The organism is Cellulosimicrobium sp. GQ32 (genome assembly GCF_059758455.1).
Map to the genome: position 1 here is coordinate 310831 of NZ_JCAXEP010000004.1, position 16706 is coordinate 327536.

General features: G+C 75.4%; 16 protein-coding genes. 8 read left to right on the plus strand and 8 right to left on the minus strand.

What is annotated here, in order from left to right:
- Nucleotides 1-537: 537 nt before the first annotated feature.
- A complete protein-coding gene (locus AC6CH9_RS09430; protein ID WP_498154640.1) occupies nucleotides 538-1569 on the minus strand; it encodes a LacI family DNA-binding transcriptional regulator in 1032 nt (343 codons plus the stop codon).
- A 246-nt stretch (nucleotides 1570-1815) separates the two neighbouring features.
- On the opposite strand from AC6CH9_RS09430, the gene AC6CH9_RS09435 reads away from it, so the two are divergent.
- Genes AC6CH9_RS09435 through AC6CH9_RS09450 form a run of 4 tightly spaced genes read left to right on the plus strand, consistent with a single transcriptional unit; the run spans nucleotide 1816 to nucleotide 7205 of the window.
- Nucleotides 1816-3660 (plus strand): beta-N-acetylhexosaminidase, encoded by a 1845-nt coding sequence (locus AC6CH9_RS09435; RefSeq protein WP_498154641.1) that lies wholly within the window; start codon nucleotides 1816-1818, stop codon nucleotides 3658-3660.
- On the plus strand, nucleotides 3657-5333 hold the full coding sequence (locus AC6CH9_RS09440; protein ID WP_498154642.1) for an N-acyl-D-amino-acid deacylase family protein: 1677 nt from the start codon (nucleotides 3657-3659) through the stop codon (nucleotides 5331-5333). The genes AC6CH9_RS09435 and AC6CH9_RS09440 overlap by 4 nt, the downstream gene beginning before the upstream one ends.
- 46 nt (nucleotides 5334-5379) lie before the next feature.
- Nucleotides 5380-6744 (plus strand): alanine racemase, encoded by a 1365-nt coding sequence (locus AC6CH9_RS09445; protein ID WP_498154643.1) that lies wholly within the window; start codon nucleotides 5380-5382, stop codon nucleotides 6742-6744.
- A 53-nt stretch (nucleotides 6745-6797) separates the two neighbouring features.
- On the plus strand, nucleotides 6798-7205 hold the full coding sequence (locus tag AC6CH9_RS09450) for a RidA family protein (RefSeq protein ID WP_498154644.1): 408 nt from the start codon (nucleotides 6798-6800) through the stop codon (nucleotides 7203-7205).
- A gap of 83 nt (nucleotides 7206-7288) precedes the next feature.
- Here AC6CH9_RS09450 and AC6CH9_RS09455 read toward each other — a convergent pair whose 3' ends face one another.
- Nucleotides 7289-7948, minus strand: a complete 660-nt coding sequence (locus AC6CH9_RS09455; protein ID WP_498154645.1) for a manganese efflux pump MntP — start codon at nucleotides 7946-7948, stop codon at nucleotides 7289-7291.
- Nucleotides 7949-8158: 210 nt separating this feature from the next.
- On the opposite strand from AC6CH9_RS09455, the gene AC6CH9_RS09460 reads away from it, so the two are divergent.
- Entirely contained in the window at nucleotides 8159-9370 is a 1212-nt protein-coding gene (locus AC6CH9_RS09460) for an AAA family ATPase (RefSeq protein WP_498154646.1), read from the plus strand.
- A 50-nt stretch (nucleotides 9371-9420) separates the two neighbouring features.
- Here AC6CH9_RS09460 and AC6CH9_RS09465 read toward each other — a convergent pair whose 3' ends face one another.
- The 3 genes from AC6CH9_RS09465 to AC6CH9_RS09475 all read right to left on the minus strand — a co-directional run bounded on the left by AC6CH9_RS09465 (nucleotide 9421) and on the right by AC6CH9_RS09475 (nucleotide 12055).
- Nucleotides 9421-10629, minus strand: a complete 1209-nt coding sequence (locus AC6CH9_RS09465; protein WP_498154647.1) for a glycerate kinase — start codon at nucleotides 10627-10629, stop codon at nucleotides 9421-9423.
- A gap of 69 nt (nucleotides 10630-10698) precedes the next feature.
- The gene (locus AC6CH9_RS09470; protein WP_498154648.1) at nucleotides 10699-11232 is read right to left on the minus strand and encodes a MarR family winged helix-turn-helix transcriptional regulator; all 534 of its coding nucleotides are present in this window, start codon (nucleotides 11230-11232) and stop codon (nucleotides 10699-10701) included.
- 61 nt (nucleotides 11233-11293) lie between these two features.
- Nucleotides 11294-12055, minus strand: a complete 762-nt coding sequence (locus AC6CH9_RS09475; RefSeq protein ID WP_498154649.1) for an isoprenyl transferase — start codon at nucleotides 12053-12055, stop codon at nucleotides 11294-11296.
- Nucleotides 12056-12350: 295 nt separating this feature from the next.
- Between AC6CH9_RS09475 and trhA the strand changes: the two genes are divergently transcribed.
- Nucleotides 12351-13094, plus strand: a complete 744-nt coding sequence (gene trhA, locus AC6CH9_RS09480) for a PAQR family membrane homeostasis protein TrhA (protein WP_498154650.1) — start codon at nucleotides 12351-12353, stop codon at nucleotides 13092-13094.
- A gap of 16 nt (nucleotides 13095-13110) precedes the next feature.
- Here trhA and AC6CH9_RS09485 read toward each other — a convergent pair whose 3' ends face one another.
- From AC6CH9_RS09485 to mca, 3 genes are read right to left on the minus strand one after another with little or no spacing between them, the layout of a single operon-like run.
- Nucleotides 13111-13917, minus strand: a complete 807-nt coding sequence (locus AC6CH9_RS09485; protein WP_498154651.1) for a carbon-nitrogen hydrolase family protein — start codon at nucleotides 13915-13917, stop codon at nucleotides 13111-13113.
- A 2-nt stretch (nucleotides 13918-13919) separates the two neighbouring features.
- Nucleotides 13920-14324 carry a hypothetical protein gene (locus AC6CH9_RS09490; RefSeq protein ID WP_498154652.1) on the minus strand — a complete coding sequence of 135 codons (405 nt, stop codon included), beginning with the start codon at nucleotides 14322-14324 and terminating at the stop codon, nucleotides 13920-13922.
- Nucleotides 14321-15262 (minus strand): mycothiol conjugate amidase Mca, encoded by a 942-nt coding sequence (gene mca / locus AC6CH9_RS09495; RefSeq protein WP_498154653.1) that lies wholly within the window; start codon nucleotides 15260-15262, stop codon nucleotides 14321-14323. The genes AC6CH9_RS09490 and mca overlap by 4 nt, the downstream gene beginning before the upstream one ends.
- Before the next feature lie 195 nt (nucleotides 15263-15457).
- On the opposite strand from mca, the gene AC6CH9_RS09500 reads away from it, so the two are divergent.
- Nucleotides 15458-15892, plus strand: coding sequence for a DUF4307 domain-containing protein (locus tag AC6CH9_RS09500; RefSeq protein WP_426309352.1), 435 nt, complete (start codon nucleotides 15458-15460; stop codon nucleotides 15890-15892).
- Nucleotides 15893-16199: 307 nt separating this feature from the next.
- Nucleotides 16200-16682 (plus strand): transcription elongation factor GreA, encoded by a 483-nt coding sequence (gene greA, locus AC6CH9_RS09505; protein WP_047232065.1) that lies wholly within the window; start codon nucleotides 16200-16202, stop codon nucleotides 16680-16682.
- The last annotated feature ends 24 nt before the right edge of the window (nucleotides 16683-16706 follow it).

The following is a 16706-nucleotide window of genomic DNA, read 5'->3' on the forward strand; positions in this document are numbered from 1 at the left end:
CCTGCTGCTGCGCACTGCGTTCGATCCGACCGGGTGGGCGCCCGGGACGGCCGTCGTGCACCGGGTGCCGACCGCGCCGTCGTGGATGACTGTAACTAGACGACAGGATGCGCGCAAGAATCTGACAGTGCCGTTATCGAAACGCTATCTCTCGACGTCGAGAGACCTACGAACGTTGCGACCCAGCGCTCCGGTGCGACACGACAGCGATCTCAGCGACCATCACGGCGGCGGTCGGGGCGGCAGTCGCGGCGGCAGTCGCCGCTGCTCGCCGAACCCGGGGTTACGTGTCACGCGCAGCCCCGAACGACGCGCAACCCCGGGTTCGCGGGCCTGGCCTCGAACGCGAGTTGCGGGACCCAGCGCCGAACCCGGGTTTGTGGGTCGCGGGGAGCCCCCGGGTGCCACGAGACCCCGGGTTCGACGGTCGGGCGCGACCGGAGGCCCCGGGTCGCGCGCCACGGGGGGACGACGACGAGGGCCCCGGGCCGGCGCGCACGAGGCGGCCGGGCCGGGGCCCTGGTGAGTAGCGGGTGGTTAGGAGGCCGCCGCGTCGCGGGCGGCGGCGTGCGCCGCGGCGGTCGAGCCGCGCACGACGAGCTCGGGCTCGAACAGGAGCTCGTCGCGCGAGACGTCGGCGCCCGCGATCATGCTCGCGAGCAGGTCGACGGCGGCCCGGCCCATCGGCTCGATGGGCTGGCGGACCGTGGTCAGCGCGGGGTCGGTGGAGTTCATGAGGTTCGAGTCGTCGTAGCCGACGACGGAGACGTCCGTCGGGACGTCGAGGCCCGCGCGCCGCACCGCGCGGACGGCGCCCAGGGCGAGCGGGTCGCTCGCGCACACGATGGCCGTCGCGCCGGCCTCGAGCAGGCGGTTCGCCGCGGCCTGCCCGCTCTCCAGCGAGTACTGGCTGTGCACGACGAGCGCCGGGTCGAGCACGTGGCCCTGCCGCTCGGCGAACGCCTGCGCCGCGGCGAGCTTGCGCTCGGACGGCACGTGGTCCGCCGGCCCGAGCAGCAGCCCGACCTTCTCGTGGCCGAGCGAGAGCACGTGGCCGAGCGCCTGGTTCATCGCGACGAGGTCGTCGCACGAGACCCGCGGGAAGTCGAGGTCCTCGATCGAGGCGTTCATGAGCACGACCGGCAGCCCGAGCTTCTCGAGGCGCCGGAAGTGCGCGTGGTCGGCCAGACGCTCCGCGTAGAAGCCGCCCGCGAAGATCACGCCGGACACGTGCTGGCCCAGGAGGAGGTCGATGTACTCGGCCTCCGTGACACCGCCCGCGGTCCGCGTGCACAGCACCGGGGTGAAGCCCTGCTGCGCGAGCGCGCCGCCGATGACCTCGGCGAACGCCGGGAAGATCGGGTTGACGAGCTCGGGGAGCACGAGCCCGACGAGACGCCCGCGCTCGCCGCGCAGCTTGGTCGGCCGTTCGTAGCCGAGCACGTCGAGCGCGGTGAGCACCGCGTCCCGCGTCGCCTGCGACACCCCGGGCTTCCCGTTGAGCACGCGGCTCACCGTGGCTTCGCTGACACCGACCTTGGTGGCGACCTCCGCCAGACGTCTCGACATGCCGTCGACTATACGCGCCGCTGCAAGCCGCTTGCGTGATTCCGGGCCGCCCGAACGCATGCTTGCGTCAAGGCGGATCGCGCAGGCCCGCGCGGGCCGAACGGCTCTGCCGAGCACGACATGACGGTCGTTCTGGCTCTCATACCGACCGCCATGTCGTGCTCGGCGCGGGGGCGGGGGCGGGGCGGGGCGGGGGCGGGGCGGGTGGAATGGGGCGACAGCGGCGGTTGCGGCTAGGCTCGTTCGGTGTCCTTCCAAAAGGTGCCCGCGCCCCGCCCCGCGTCCACGACGGACCCGTTCGGGATCGTCCCCGCTCCTGCGGCGCTGACCCCCGGGGCAGGGACGACGGCGATCCCCGACGGGACACGGGTCGTCGCGGACCCGGCGCTGCGTGCCGCCGCCCGCTGGTGGCGTCGGACGACCGAGGACGCCTTCGGCCTCGACCTCGTACCCGCCGATGCCTCGACCCCTCGCGCGGTCGAGCCCACGACCCCCCTCCCCGCCGACCGCACGGCCGACCGCACGCCACCGGTGCCCGCCGACGCCCGCCCCGTGGTGACGTTCGCGCTCGACGGCGGCCTTCCGCCGTCGGGCCACCGCCTCACGGTGGACGCCGCCGGGGTCCGCGTGGACGCGGGAGACCTCGACGGAGCGCACGCCGCCGCGCAGACGCTCCGCCAGCTCGCCGGCCCGGCCGCGTTCCGCCGCGCCCCGGCCGGCACCGCCGCCACGCCGGCGCTGGTCCTCCCGCACGTCACGATCACCGACCACCCCCGGTTCCCGTGGCGCGGCGTGCTGCTCGACGTCGCGCGCCACTTCCTGCCGAAGGCCGACGTGCTGCGGTTCGTCGACCTCGCCGCGGCGCACCGGCTCAACGTGCTCCAGCTCCACCTCACGGACGACCAAGGCTGGCGGATGGAGATCGCGCGCTACCCGCGCCTCACGGAGGTCGGGGCATGGCGGCGCGAGTCGGGCGTCGGCACGTGGCGCGCCGGCGTCTTCGACGGCCGCCCGCACGGCGGCTTCTACACGCAGGACGACCTGCGCGAGATCGTCGCGTACGCGCGCGAGCGCGGCGTGACGGTCGTGCCGGAGATCGACGCCCCGGGTCACGTCGAGGCCGCCGTGGCGGCGTACCCCGAGCTCGGCACGCGCAAGCAGCCGCACGAGGTCCGCACCACGTGGGGCGTGAGCACGGAGGTGCTCGACCCGTCCGAAGACTCGCTGACGTTCTTCCGGCACGTGCTCGACGAGGTGCTCGACGTGTTCGACGCGCCGTTCGTCGCGATCGGGGGTGACGAGGTGCCGACGACGCTGTGGCGCGAGAACCCCACGATCGTGGCACGCGCCGAGGCGCTCGGCCTCGACGACGTCGGCGGGCTGCACGGCTGGTTCCTCGCCCGGCTCGCGGAGCACGTCGCGTCGCACGGGCGCCGCGCGGTCGTGTGGGACGAGGCGTTCGGCCCCGCGCTCCCGCGCGACGTGGTCGTGACGTCGTGGCGCGGCTGGGCGGTCGGGGCGGACGCGCTCGCCGCGGGCCACGACGTCGTCATGGCCCCGGAGCAGGTCGTCTACCTCGACCACCGCGGCGGCGACACCCCCGACGAGCCGGTACCCGTCGGCTTCCTCACGACCCTCGACGACGTGTACGCGTTCGAGCCGCTGCCGTCGGAGCTCGCCGGCTCGCGAGCGGACTCGGCGCCGAGCACCGACGGCGACCGGTCGGGCGTCCTGCTCGGCGGCCAGGCCGAGCTGTGGTCCGAGCACCTCGAGTCCGCCCGCCGCGTCGACTACGCCGCGTTCCCGCGCCTCGCGGCGTTCGCGGAGGTCATGTGGTCGCCCGCGGCCGACCGCTCTCCCGGCTCGCCCGCGTCGCGCGCGTTCCGCGAGCGCCTGGTGACGCACCACCTGCCGCGCCTCGACGCGTACGGGGTCGAGTACCGGCCGCTCGACGGCCCGCAGCCGTGGCAGACCAGGCCCGGCGTCGCGGGCTGGCCGCGCGACCGCGCGGCCGAGCTCGCCGCGGGCGGGCTGCGCGGCGTCGGCGGCTGGGTCGAAGGGCGCGACGAGGACGAGGGCGGCCCCGCATGAGCGCGCTCGTGGTCCGCGGCGCCCGGCTCGTCGAGCCCGACGGCGACGCCTCCTCCCCCGTGGACGTGACGGTCCGCACGGGCCGGGTCGAGAGCGTCTCCCCGGCCGGGTCCGTCGCGCCCGGGAGCGCCGACGTGCTCGACGCGGGCGGTCGGCTGCTGCTGCCCGGGCTCGTCGACGCGCACGTGCACGGCGAGGCCGCGGTGCTCGACGAGGACGTGCAGCTCGCGATGCTGCGCCAGGGCGTGACGAGCGTCGTCGTCGGGCAGGACGGGGTGTCCTACGCGCCCTCGCCCGCCCCGGGCGAGCAGCGCGCACCGGGCGACGAGACGGCGTCGGGCCTGCACGACGCCGCGACCTGGGCGAGCGGGTACTTCGCCGCGATCAACGGCGAGCACCCCACGTTCCGCGGCGGGTCGGTCGCGGACCTGCTCGCGACCTACGACCGCACGACCCGGGTCAACGTCGGGTACCTCGCCCCGCACGGCACGATCCGGTACGCGGTCCTGGGCGCCGCGGCCCGCGCCGCGACGCCCGCCGAGACCGACCGCATGCGCGCGCTGCTCGCCGCGGCGCTCGACGACGGGGCGCTGGGCATGTCGACCGGCCTGGAGTACGTCCCGGCGACGTACGCCGACGAGACCGAGCTCGTCGCCCTCGCGAGCATCCTCGCAGCGCGCGGGCTCCCCCACGTGTCGCACATGCGCGGGTACGAGGACAAGGCAGGCCCGGCGTTCGCGGAGCTCGTGCGCGTGGCGCGCGCGTCGGGGGTCGCGACGCACGTCTCGCACTACCACGGCCCGGCCGCGGAGCTGCTGGGGTACGTCGACGACGCCCACGCCCAGGGCCTGGACGTCACGTTCGACTCGTACCCCTACCTGCGCGGCTGCTCGATCCTGTCGATGGTGTCCCTGCCGACCTGGCTGCCCATCGCCGACGTCGACGCGACCGTGGCCGCACTGACGGACCCGGCCGTCCTCGACCGCCTGCACCGCGAGCACTTCCCCGCCCTGGCCGAGCTGTGGCCCCGCGTCACGATGGCAGCCGTCCCCACGGGCGCCGCCGCCGGCGCCCCCGACGGCGGAGCCGCCGACGGCCTGGCCTGGGCCGAGGGCATGGCGCTGCCCGACGTCGCCGCTCGACTGGGCCTGAACCCTGCCGAGGCCGCGGTGCACCTTCTCGTCGCGACGCGCCTGCGCGCCTCGTGCGTGTTCGCCCAGCCCCCGACCAACTCGCCCGACTCCGTGCGCGCCCTGCTGCGCCACCGCGCGCACGTGGGCGGGTCCGACGCGATCTACGCGCCCGTCGGAGGCGGTGGCCGACCGCACCCGCGCGGGTGGGGCGCCTTCGCGCGGTTCCTCGCCGAGCACGTGCGTACGCTCGGGGACTGGACGTGGCACGACGCCGTCACGCACCTGTCGACGCGGCCTGCCGAGCGGTTCGCGCTCGCCGGGCGCGGCGTGGTCGCGCCGGGCGCGGTCGCGGACCTCGCGCTCGTCGACCCCGACCGGGTCCGCGACGAGGCGACGTACGAGGACCCGCGGCGACCGGCGTCGGGCGTGGACGACGTGCTCGTGGCGGGCGTGCCCGTCCTGCGCGACGGCTCGCTCACCGACGCCCTCGCGGGCCGGCCGCTGCGCCCGGGGGCGGGCGCGAGCGGGCCTGCAGCGTGAGCCGCGAGCCGTCCAGCACGAGAGCCCGACTCCCGAGGAGGACCACATGACCGGCACGACGGACGACGCCGCACGTCCCGCACCCGACCGACCGTGGGCGCGCGACGTCGTCGGGCCCCGGACCAAGGGGCTGCGGCTCGACGCCCCGGCGACCGTCGCGGACGTGCTCACGGGCTCGCCGCGCGTCACGGACGGCGCCTTCTCCTGGCCGCTGCTCGCGCTCGACGACGCGACGCTCGACCACAACGTCGGCGTCGTCGCGCGCGTGTGCGCGGAGCGCGGCGTCGAGCACGCGCCGCACGTGAAGACGACGATGTCGCGCGCCCTCTACGCGCGGCAGGCCGCGGCGGGCGCGTGGGGCGCGACCGTCGCGACCCCCGGGCAGCTCCGGACGGTGCGCGACTGGGGCGTGCCGCGCGTGCTGCTCGCGAACGAGCTGCTCGACCCGCGCGAGATCGCGGGGCTGCGGGAGGACCTGTCGGGCGTCCTCGACGGGGCCCCCGACGAGGTGTGGCTGTGCGTGGACTCGCCGCACGGCGTCGACCTGCTCGCGCGCGGGTTCGCCGACGCGCCCGCAGCCGTCCGGGCGCGCCTCGGCGTGCTCGTCGAGCTCGGCGTCGCGGGCGGGCGCACGGGTGTGCGCAGCACCGCGGCCGCCCTGGACCTCGCGCGCGCCGTGCGCGCGTCGGGTCTGCGCCTGCTCGGCGTGACGGGCTACGAGGGCTCCGTCGCGGGCGGCACGACCGACGACGAGCTCGCCGCCGTCGCCGCGTGGTGCGACGGGCTGCGCGACCTCGGCGCCGCGTTCGCCCGCGAGGGCCTCGCGGGCGTCGACGAGCCGCTCGTGCTCTCGGCGGGCGGCAGCTCGTTCCTCGACGTCGTGCTGGCCGAGCTGCCCGGTCCGGTCGCCGGCGCCGACGGCCGTGAGGTCGAGGTCCGCGTCGTCGTCCGCTCGGGCGCGTACGTCACGCACGACCACGGCTTCTACTCGCGCACCGACCCGTGGAGCCGCATCCCCGGCGCCGAGCCGCTCCGGGGCGCGGCGATCGTCTGGGGCCAGGTCCTGTCCGTCCCGGAGCCGGGTCTCGCGATCTGCGGCATCGGGCGCCGCGACGTGTCGTTCGACATCGACCTGCCCGTCGCGCTGTGGCTGCGCTCGCAGTCCGACGACGGCTGGCTGCCCGCGCGCGAGCTCGCCGGGACGCGCGTCACCGCGCTCAACGACCAGCACCTCTACCTCGCGCTCGACGCGGGTGCCGGCCAGGTCACGGGGCCCGCGACCGCCCAGGTCCGCCCCGGCGACGTCGTCGGGTTCGGCATCTCCCACCCCTGCACGACGTTCGACCGCTGGCGCGTCGCCGCCGTCGTGCGCGGCGACGAGGTCGTCGACCTCGCGACCATCGATCTCTGACCATCGCCCGTGACCACCTCCAGCCAGCGAGCCCGTAGAACCGAGAGGACACCATGACCAGCGAGAAGACCGCGATCTCGACCCCCGACGCCCCGGCCCCCGCGCACACGTTCCACCAGGGCGTGCGCAAGGGCCCGTTCGTCCAGGTCTCGGGCCAGGGCCCGGTCGACCCCGCGACGAACGAGTACCTGTACCCCGGTGACGTCGCCGCGCAGACCACGCGCACGCTCGAGAACGTCAAGGCCATCGTCGAGGCGTCCGGCGCGACGTTCGACGACGTCGTCATGCTGCGCGTCTACCTCACGAAGCGCGAGGACTTCCCGATCATGAACGACGCGTACGGCGCGTTCGTCGCGCAGCACACCACCCAGGGCGTGCTCCCCGGCCGCACCACGGTGTTCACGGGCCTGCCCCGCGAGGAGATGCTCGTCGAGATCGACGCCTTCGCCATCACCGACTGATCCCGCCCCGCGCTATGGGCATGAAATGGGCCCGGTTCTCGGTCGAGAACCGGGCCCATTTCATGCCCACAGCCGGTCGACGGTCAGAGCAGGTGCGCGAGCAGGATGCGCAGGCCCAGCAGGACGAGCACGGCGCCGCCCACGACGGTCGCCCAGCGGCCCAGGCGCTCGCCCACGCGGGCGCCGAGGCGCACCCCGAGGCCGGACAGCCCGAGCGTCACGACGCCCACGAGTGCGACGGCGGGGAGGATCGGGACGCCGAGCACCGCGAACGTGACGCCGGAGGCGGCGGCGTCGATCGACGTCGCGATCGCCAGCGGGAGCAGCACGCGGTAGGCCACGCGGGGGCGCCGGGTGACGGCCGGCGCGAGCGTCGCGACGGCGCCCGGCGCGCCGAGGACACCTCCGTCCGCGGCCGCGGCCTGCGCTCCCGCCGGTCCCTCCACGTGCTCGACGGCGTGCTCGGCCTCGTCCCGGAGGCCCTCCTTGACCATGTGCGCGCCCACGACGGCGAGCATCCCGCACGCGATCCACGGCGCCACACCGGAGACCGCGCCGGCGAACCACGTGGACAGCGCCCACCCGGCGAGCGGCATGAGCGCCTGGAAGAGGCCGAAGAGGACAGCGACGCGCGCGGTCTCGCGCCACGTCGGGCGGCGCATCCGGGTGCCCTGCGCGAGCGCCACGGCGAACGCGTCCGCCGCGAGCGCGACGGCAACCACCACGAGCTCGAGAATTCCCACGAGAAAGCAGCCTAGAAACCGCCGGACGAATGCGTCCAGGTGCGTCGTGGTGACGCTGGTCTCGGCATTTCCGGACGTGGTTCCCGGCATTCCTGGACGCGCATTCCCGCATTCCTGGATACGGAGGACCGCAACCTCGGGTACGGGCGTCCGCGGCACCGGCCGCGCCCGCGTGGGAGGCGACGCGTAGCGTGCGCGGCGGAGGTGACGATGCTCGCGACGATCGCCGTGGAGGGGTACCGCTCCCTGCGCAGCCTCGTACTGCCGCTCGACCGGCTGACGGTCGTGACCGGGGCCAACGGGACCGGCAAGTCGAGCCTGTACCGCGCGCTGCGCCTGCTCGCCGAGTGCGCCCTCGGGGGCGCGGTCGGGGCGGTCGCGCGCGAGGGCGGGCTGCGCTCGACGCTGTGGGCCGGGCCCGAGCAGGGCGGCAGCCGTGCGCTGCGTGGCGGCGGACCGGTGCAGGGCACCCGGCGGACCGCGCCCGTCGCGCTGCGGCTGGGGTTCGCGGGCGCCGCTCCGGGTGACCTCGGCTACGCCGTCGACCTCGGGCTGCCGCAGCACCCGGGGTCGGCGTTCGCCCTCGACCCGGAGCTCAAGGTCGAGACGATCTGGTCCGGACCGGCCCCGCGCCCCGCGACGCTCCAGGTCGAGCGGCGTGGCCCCGCCGTCCGCGTGCGGGACGACGCCGGAGTCTGGGTCACCTCCCCCGCTCGCCTCCGGTCGTTCGACAGCGTGCTCACCGAGCTCGTCGACCCGGTGGGCGCGCCGGAGGTCGTCGCGGTGCGGGAGGCCCTGCGCTCGTGGCGCTTCTACGACCAGCTCCGCACGGACGCCGACGCCCCGGCGCGCGCGCCGCAGGTCGGCACCCGCACGCCGGTCCTCGCGCACGACGGCGCCGACCTCGCTGCGGCGCTCGAGACCGTGCGGGACCTCGGCCGCGGCGACGAGCTCGACGCCGCCGTCTCCCGCGCGTTCCCCGGGAGCCGGCTCGCGGTCCACGCCGACGACGGGCGGTTCGAGATCTCCCTCCACCAGCACGGGCTGCTGCGGCCCCTCACCGGCGCCGAGCTGAGCGACGGGACGCTGCGCTTCCTGTTTCTCGTCGCCGCCCTGCTCTCGCCGCGACCGCCCGCGCTCCTCGTGCTCAACGAGCCGGAGACGAGCCTGCACCCCGACCTGCTCCCGGCGCTCGGTGCGCTCGTGCACGCCGCGGCCCGGCAGACGCAGGTCGTCGTGGTGACCCATGCGACGCCGCTCGTCGAGGCGCTGCGGGACGCGACGGCGTCGGGCGCGGCCGACCTGCCGGGTCCCGGGGACCTCCTCGAGGTCGAGCTCGTCCGCACGCCGTTCGGCGAGACGACGGTCGCCGGGCGCGAGGGTCTGCTCGACCAGCCGCCCTGGACCTGGCCCCGGCGGTGACTCCGGCCGCGCGGGGCCCCGGGCTGGGAGCCCTCGCCTCGGCGGGGCGTTCAGCGCCGCGAGGCGACGTGGAGGCTCGTGACCGTCGCGGCGAGGTCGGTCAGCCGGGACGCCGTGCGGTCGAGCAGCTCGTCGAGCTCGATGGGGCCGGGGGCGATGCTGAACGCCGCGGCGATGCCGGCATCGCGCGCCTGGTGCGCCGGCAGCAGGACGCGCCCCGCGAGCACGACGACCGGCGGGCGGTGCGGCGCCTCGGCTGCGAGCGCGCCCATGGCGTCGGCCACCTTCCCGTTGACCGACTGCGAGTCGAACGACCCCTCGCCCGTGACGACCAGGTCCGCACGACGGATCGCGTCCGGCAGCCCCACCGCCTCCGCCACGAGCCGCGCGCCGGGCTCCAGCTCGGCACCGAGGACGCCGACCATCGCCGCGGGCACACCGCCCGCCGCCCCGGCGCCCGGGAGCTCCGACACGTCGAACCCGGCTTCCTCGACGAGCACGCCCGCCCAGCGGCGCAGCGCGTCGTCGAGGAACGCCACGTCCGCCTCCTGAGCGCCCTTCTGCGGGCCGAACACGTGCGCCGCGCCCCGCTCGCCGTGCAACGGGTTGGTCACGTCGACCGCGAGGCGCCAGCGCACGTCGCGGGCACGCGGGTGCAGCCCGGACAGGTCGAGGCGCGCGACGCGCGCGAGGCCCTCTCCGCCGTCGGGCACCTGCTCCCCGGCGGCGTCCAGGAGCCGCCCGCCCAGGCCGGTGAGGATCCCCGAGCCGCCGTCGGTCGACGCCGACCCGCCGAGGCACACGATCACCTCGTCCACGCCCGCGTCGAGCACGGCCGCGGCCGCCGCCCCGGTGCCGAGGGTGTGCGCGTGCAGGGGCTGGAGCGCGACGTCGCTCACCTGCGGCAGGCCGCTCGCCTCCGCGAGCTCCACGACGCCCAGACGCCCGTCGGCGGAGACCCCGTACCGCGCGGTGCGCGGGCGCCCGATCGCGTCGACCGTCGCGACCTCGCGCGCCGGCACGCCCCACACGGCGAGGAGCGCCTCGAGCGTCCCCTCGCCGCCGTCGGCCATGGGGAGCTCGACGACCTCGGCGTCGGGGACGACGCTGCGGACCCCGGCGGCGACGGCGTGCGCGACGTCCGCGGCGCTCAGGCTGCCCTTGAACGAGTCGGGCGCGACGACGACGCGCAGCGGGCCGTCGGGGCGCTGCGGGGAACCGGTCTGGGTGGTGCTCGGCGTTGAGGACACGCTTCGCATCCTAGGCAGCGCGGGCCCTCCCGGTCCGCCCGGGAACGGACGGACCGGACGTGTTCCCCGCCACAGCGCTCAGGGGCGCCGCTCGGCCGCCCGCGGGTCCGGCACCGCGTCGGGGATGCCGCTCTGCGCCGCGCGCAGCCGCTCGAGGAGCTCGCCGAGCGTCGCGAGCTCGTCGTCGTCGAGCGCCCCGCCCACGTAGGTCGCGATCGCCCGGGCGTGCGCGCGGCCGGTCGCCCGCTGGAGGTCCCGGCCCGCCCGGGTGAGCCGGACGAGCGTGCCGCGCGCGTCGTCGGGCGCGGACGTCCGGTCGACCAGACCGCGGGTCGCGAGCCGGTCCACCATGCGGCTCAGCGACGGCTGGCTGAGCAGGATGTAGACGTTGAGGTCGCGCAGGCGCATCCCCTCGTCGGGGCCCTTGGTGAGCGAGAAGAGCACGTCGTACTCGCGCAGGGTCAGACCGTCCCAGACGGGGTCGGACTGGAGCCTGCGCATGATCGTGACCTGCGCCCGGAAGAGCGACTCCCACGTCTCGACCGCGAGGCGCGGGCTCGCGTGGCCGGGTGCGGTCACGGGTCCGTCGTCGTGGTGGCCCTGCTCGATCATGACACCCCCCGGACGACTCGATCGATGCGTTCGCATCGACCCTACCGGGTCGTGGGCGGGCTCAGCGGCCGAGGCGACGCTCGCGCTGGGAGTACGCGCGCAGCGCACGCAGGTAGTCCACGCGCCGGAAGTCGGGCCAGTAGGCCTCGCAGAAGTAGAACTCGGAGTGCGCGCTCTGCCACAGCAGGAACCCGCCGAGGCGCTGCTCGCCCGACGTGCGGATGACGAGCTCCGGGTCCGGCTGGCCCTTGGTGTACAGGTGCTCCTCGATGTGCTCGACGTCCAGGTTCTCCGCGAGGTCCTGCAGGCGCGCGCCCGCGGCCGCCTGCTCGCGGAGGTACGAGCGCACCGCGTCGGCGATCTCGTGCCGGCCGCCGTACCCGATGGCCACGTTCACCTGGAGACCGTCGACCGAGGCGGTGCGCTGCTGCGCCTCGCGCAGCGCGGCCGCGAGGCGCTCGGGGAGCAGGTCGAGCCGACCCATGACCCGCAGGCGCCAGCGGCCCGAGTCGGCGAGGTCGCGCACCGCGTCCTCGATGATGTCGAGCAGCGCGGAGAGCTCCTCCTGCGAGCGCGAGAGGTTGTCGGTCGAGAGCATCCACAGCGTGACGACCTCGACGCCCTGGTCCTCGCTCCAGCCCAGGAACTCCGCGATCTTGTCCGCACCCCGGCGGTGGCCGGTCGCCGTCGACTCGCCGAACGAGCGAGCCCAGCGCCGGTTGCCGTCGAGGATGACGCCCACGTGGCGGGGCACGCTCTCGTGCGAGAGGGTCGCGGCGAGGCGACGCTCGTAGAGTCCGTAGACAGGGCGGGGCAGGCGCACGACGGTTCCTCGACGATGGAAGGACGGGTGTCGCCCGGCGGGCTGGTCCTTGGTCGGGACGCGCGGGCCGAACCCGCACACGCTACCGCCCCGCGCCGCCCGGACGGCAGGGCTGCGGCGGCCGCGCACGCCCCTGCCCAGGATCTTCACACCGCGGCGCCGTCCCCGGTCGTCTACCTACGCTGCCGTAACCTACGATGGCGTAGGTAGGCGGGGCGACGCCGCGCGCCGCCCGCCCGTGAGACCGTGCACGACCCTGACCGCGCCCGATCCGGCCCGACCCCGAGGAGACGCCGTGGACCGACCGACCGACCGCGACCGCACCCCCAGCGCACCCGACGCCGGCGTCCTGGAGAACGCCCGCGAGAGCGTGGGCGACGCCGTCGAGAAGGTCGCCGAGGCGGTCAAGCCGCGCCTGCGCGGATGGATCCACGCCGGGACGTTCCCGTTCGTCCTCGTCGCGAGCATCGTCCTCGTCGTCGTCGCGCCGCCGGTCGCGGGCAAGGTGTCGTGCGCGATCTTCGGGCTCAGCGCGTGCCTGCTCTTCGGCACGAGCGCGGTCTACCACCGCGGCACGTGGTCGCCGCGCGTCGCCGGGGTGCTCCGGCGTGCCGACCACTCCAACATCTTCCTCATCATCGCCGGCACGTACACGCCCCTCGCCGTGCTCCTGCTCCCCCAGCGGACCGCGACGATCCTGCTCGCGATCGTGTGGGGCGGCGCCGTCCTCGGCCTCCTCGCCCGGATCCTGTGGCTCGACGCCCCCCGCTGGGTCTACGTGCCCGTCTACGTCGCCCTCGGCTGGGTCGCCGTCGGCTACATGCCGCAGTTCTGGACCACGACGAACGGGCCGGCGATCGTCTGGCTCGTCGCCGCGGGCGGGCTCGCCTACACGCTCGGCGCCGTCGTCTACGGCATCAAGAAGCCGAACCCCAGCCCCCGCTGGTTCGGCTTCCACGAGATCTTCCACGTGCTCACCGTCGTCGGCTTCACGTGCCACTACGTCGCGATCATGCTGGCGGCGGTCGCGGCGCGCTGAGCGCGCCGCCGCGGGCTCAGTCCCGAGGGACGACGGCGTAGCGGCGGTTGGCGAGCGACGGGTTGCGCTCGCGCACGCTCGCCAGGGCCTCGGGGTCGAGGTCGGCGCTGCGGAGCTCGGCGCGCTCGCCGAGCTCGAGACCCACCTGACCGTCCGGGCCGACGAGGAGCGAGCGACCGGTCACGCCCTTGCCCGCCTGCCCGACGGCGAGGACGACGGCGGTGTTCTCGATCGCCCGCGCCCGGGCCAGGGTGCGCCACTGGTCCGCCTTGAGGTCGCCCGCCGCCCATGCCGCGGGCACGACCAGCACGTCCGCGCCGGCGTCGACGAGCCGCCGCGCGCTCTCGGGGAACCGCAGGTCGTAGCAGGTCATGACGCCGAACGTCAGGTCGCCGAGGCGCAGGACCAGCGGGGGCGCGGCCGGGTCGCCGGCGTCGAGCCGGTCGGACTCGCGGTGCCCGAACGCGTCGTAGAGGTGGACCTTGCGGTACGTGCCCACGAGCTCGCCGGACGCGTCGACGGCGACCACCACGTTGACCGCACGTCCCGCCGCGCTGCCGGGCACGAGGGTGCCCGCGACCGCGGCGACCCCGTGCTCGCGCGCGAGCCGGCGCACGTTCGTCACGAAGGGCCCGTCGAGCGGCTCGGCGTGCTCGACGCCCGTGCCTCGCGGGTCGAAGCCGGCCGCGTACTCGGGGAGCACGAGCAGGTCCGCGTGCACGCGTGCCGCCTCCCGGAACGCGGCGCCGACGGTGACGAGGTTGGCCGCGTGGTCGGCCGACACCTCGAGCTGGCCGATCGTGACCCGCGCCCCGGTGGCCACGGTCAGCCCTGCCGCGCGGGACCGCTGCCGGGTGCTCCGTCGGGAGCGCTGCCGTCGGGCGTGCCGTCGTGACCCGTCGTGCCGTCGGGCGACTCGCCGTCGGAGGCCGTGCCGTCGCCCGGCTCCAGCGGACCGTCCGCGCCGATGCCCTGCACCTCGGCGTTGTGCCGCATGCGCCGGAGCTGGCGGGACAGCGCGAAGAACAGGCCCACGGTCGCGAGGGCGACCGCGAAGATCGCGAGGAAGCCGACGAGGCCGGGCGACACGTCGTTCGGGTCGAGGTCCTCGCGCAAGGGGTCGTCCGAGGGGCTCGGCGTCGCGGTCTCGGCCACGACGCCGGCCGCCCAGCCCGGGCCGCCCGCACCGGTCACCGCCAGGGAGCCCGCGAGGGACGTCGTCGTGGTCACGAGGCCGCCCCCTCGCTCGCGACGAGCTCGCGGACGCCCGCGAAGAGGTCGTCCTCGGGCAGCTGCGTGGGCACGCGCGACTCGGCGAGCTCGAACTCCTCGAACGGCCACACGTCGACCTCGAGGTCGCGCGGGATCGCGAAGAAGAAGCCGTCGGGGTCGATCTGCGAGGCGTGCGCGATGAGCGCCGCGTCGCGCTGCGCGTAGTAGCGCGCGACGTGGACGCGGGTCGTGACCTCGCGCTCGGGGATCTCCCGCGCGGACCGGGACTCGACCCAGTCGCCGAACGGCGACTCCAGGCCGGCGCCCTGCATCGCCTCGTGCAGCGTGCGGATGCGGTTCATCGAGAAGTCGTGGTTGTAGTACAGCTTGAGCGGCGCCCAGGGGGCGGCCCCGCCCTCGCGGCGGTAGCGGTCGGGGTCGCCCGCGGCGTGGAACGCCTCGAACGCGACGCGGTGGCACATCACGTGGTCGGGGTGGGGGTAGCCGCCCGACGGGTCGTACGTCGTCACGACGTGGGGGCGGAACTCGCGCACGAGCTCGACCAGCGGCGCTGCGGCCTCCTCGAGCGGCACCAGGCCGAACGATCCCTCGGGCAGCGGGGGCAGGGGGTCGCCCTCCGGGAGGCCCGAGTCGACGAACCCGAGCCACTGCTGACGCACGCCGAGCGCGCGCGCTGCGGAGGCCATCTCGACGCGGCGCAGCGCACGCATGCCCTCGATGCCGTCGGGCCCCTCGCCGAAGCTCGGGTTGAGGATGTCGCCGCGCTCACCGCCCGTGCACGTCGCGACGAGCACGTCGACGCCCTCGGCCGCATAGCGGGCGGTCGTCGCGGCGCCCTTGCTCGACTCGTCGTCGGGGTGGGCGTGCACGGCCAGGAGACGGAGCGTCTCCGGCTGCTCGCGGTGGGTGGTCGATCCGGCCGCGGGTTCGGCCACTGGTCCTCCCGGGTACGTCGTACGTCTCCTCGCGCGGCCGGACCTGTCGTGGGTGCACGACGAGCGTCCGGGCTCTGCGAAGATGGGTCGAGGACATGATCCCCCACCGCGCCCACACCTGACGAACCGCCGGGACCACCGGCAGGACGCCGGGTCCGTGACCGGACGCGGCGGCACCGACCACGGGACCGCACCATGACGAACGAGACCACCGCCCCGCAGCCGAGCCCGGGTGCCCCCCTGCGACCGCCGGCGGGCCGCTACGGGCCCGAGCCGACCGAGCGGCGCCGACGCCTGGCCGTCGTCGGGATCGTGCTCGTCGCGATCGTCGGGCTCGCGATCACGCTCGTCATCGGGCTGCGGTACGCGAACGAGCCGGTGCGGTTCAAGGACTTCGGCTACACCGTCGTGAGCCCGGAGCGCGTCGACGTGACGTTCGAGGTCTACATGGACCCGGGGACGACGGCGACGTGCACGCTCGACGCCCTCGCCGAGAGCTTCGCCCAGGTCGGGACGGTCGACGTGACGGTCGGCCCGGTCGAGGTCACGGAGTCCCGGTACACGGTGAGCGTGGCGACCTCAGAGCTCGCCACGACGGGCATCGTCCAGTCCTGCCGCGTCGTCCCCTGACGCACCCCGAGGCGTCGGCCCCGGGCGCCTGCTGACCTGCGACGTCGCTGTCGGCACCCTGTGCTTTGCTATCCTGAGGGATTCCCGCACCCGATCGTGTGGAGCCCGAGACTGCGTGCCGGTGACAGGCACGCGTCCTCCGGGCGCCCCGGCGACCAGCGGGAGACCAGTCCTACGCGCTGCCACCCGGCCAGCGTCACCGACCCGGGCAGGCAGGCGCACCGCGAACGCACGCGCCCCGGCTGCCCGTACCCGTACGGCCGTGCGACCGACCCGGCCGTCGACCATGGAAAGGAAGGAGCGAACCGTGACCGACACCACCGTCACCTGGCTGACCCAGGAGGCGTACGACAGGCTGCAGGCCGAGCTCGCCCACCTGTCCGGCGAGGGCCGTACCGAGATCGCGGAGCGCATCGCTGCCGCGCGCGACGAGGGCGACCTCAAGGAGAACGGCGGCTACCACGCCGCGCGTGAGGAGCAGGCCAAGAACGAGGCCCGCATCCGCGAGCTCACCGAGAAGCTGCGCAACGTGCAGGTCGGGACCCCGCCGGACGACGGCATGGTCGAGGCCGGCATGGTCGTCACCGCGGTCGTCGCGGGCGACGAGATGACGTTCCTCCTCGGCTCGCGCGAGATCGCCGGCACGACCGACCTCGACGTGTACTCGCCGACGTCGCCGCTCGGTGCCGCGATCGACGGCAAGACCGTCGGCGACGAGACGAGCTACACCGCGCCCAACGGCAACGAGATCGCCGTGAAGATCGTCGCCGCGAAGCCCTTCGAGGGCTGACGCGCCACCCGCGGCCGCACCGCT

Bases quoted from the DNA above. Each gene is read 5' to 3' on its own strand.
- AC6CH9_RS09465 (WP_498154647.1), bottom strand. From the start codon at position 10,629: ATGCGAAGCGTGTCCTCAACGCCGAGCACCACCCAGACCGGTTCCCCG.
- AC6CH9_RS09430 (WP_498154640.1), bottom strand. From the start codon at position 1,569: ATGTCGAGACGTCTGGCGGAGGTCGCCACCAAGGTCGGTGTCAGCGAA.
- AC6CH9_RS09445 (WP_498154643.1), top strand. From the start codon at position 5,380: ATGACCGGCACGACGGACGACGCCGCACGTCCCGCACCCGACCGACCG.
- AC6CH9_RS09460 (WP_498154646.1), top strand. From the start codon at position 8,159: ATGCTCGCGACGATCGCCGTGGAGGGGTACCGCTCCCTGCGCAGCCTC.
- AC6CH9_RS09450 (WP_498154644.1), top strand. From the start codon at position 6,798: ATGACCAGCGAGAAGACCGCGATCTCGACCCCCGACGCCCCGGCCCCC.
- AC6CH9_RS09500 (WP_426309352.1), top strand. From the start codon at position 15,458: ATGACGAACGAGACCACCGCCCCGCAGCCGAGCCCGGGTGCCCCCCTG.
- AC6CH9_RS09470 (WP_498154648.1), bottom strand. From the start codon at position 11,232: ATGATCGAGCAGGGCCACCACGACGACGGACCCGTGACCGCACCCGGC.
- AC6CH9_RS09440 (WP_498154642.1), top strand. From the start codon at position 3,657: ATGAGCGCGCTCGTGGTCCGCGGCGCCCGGCTCGTCGAGCCCGACGGC.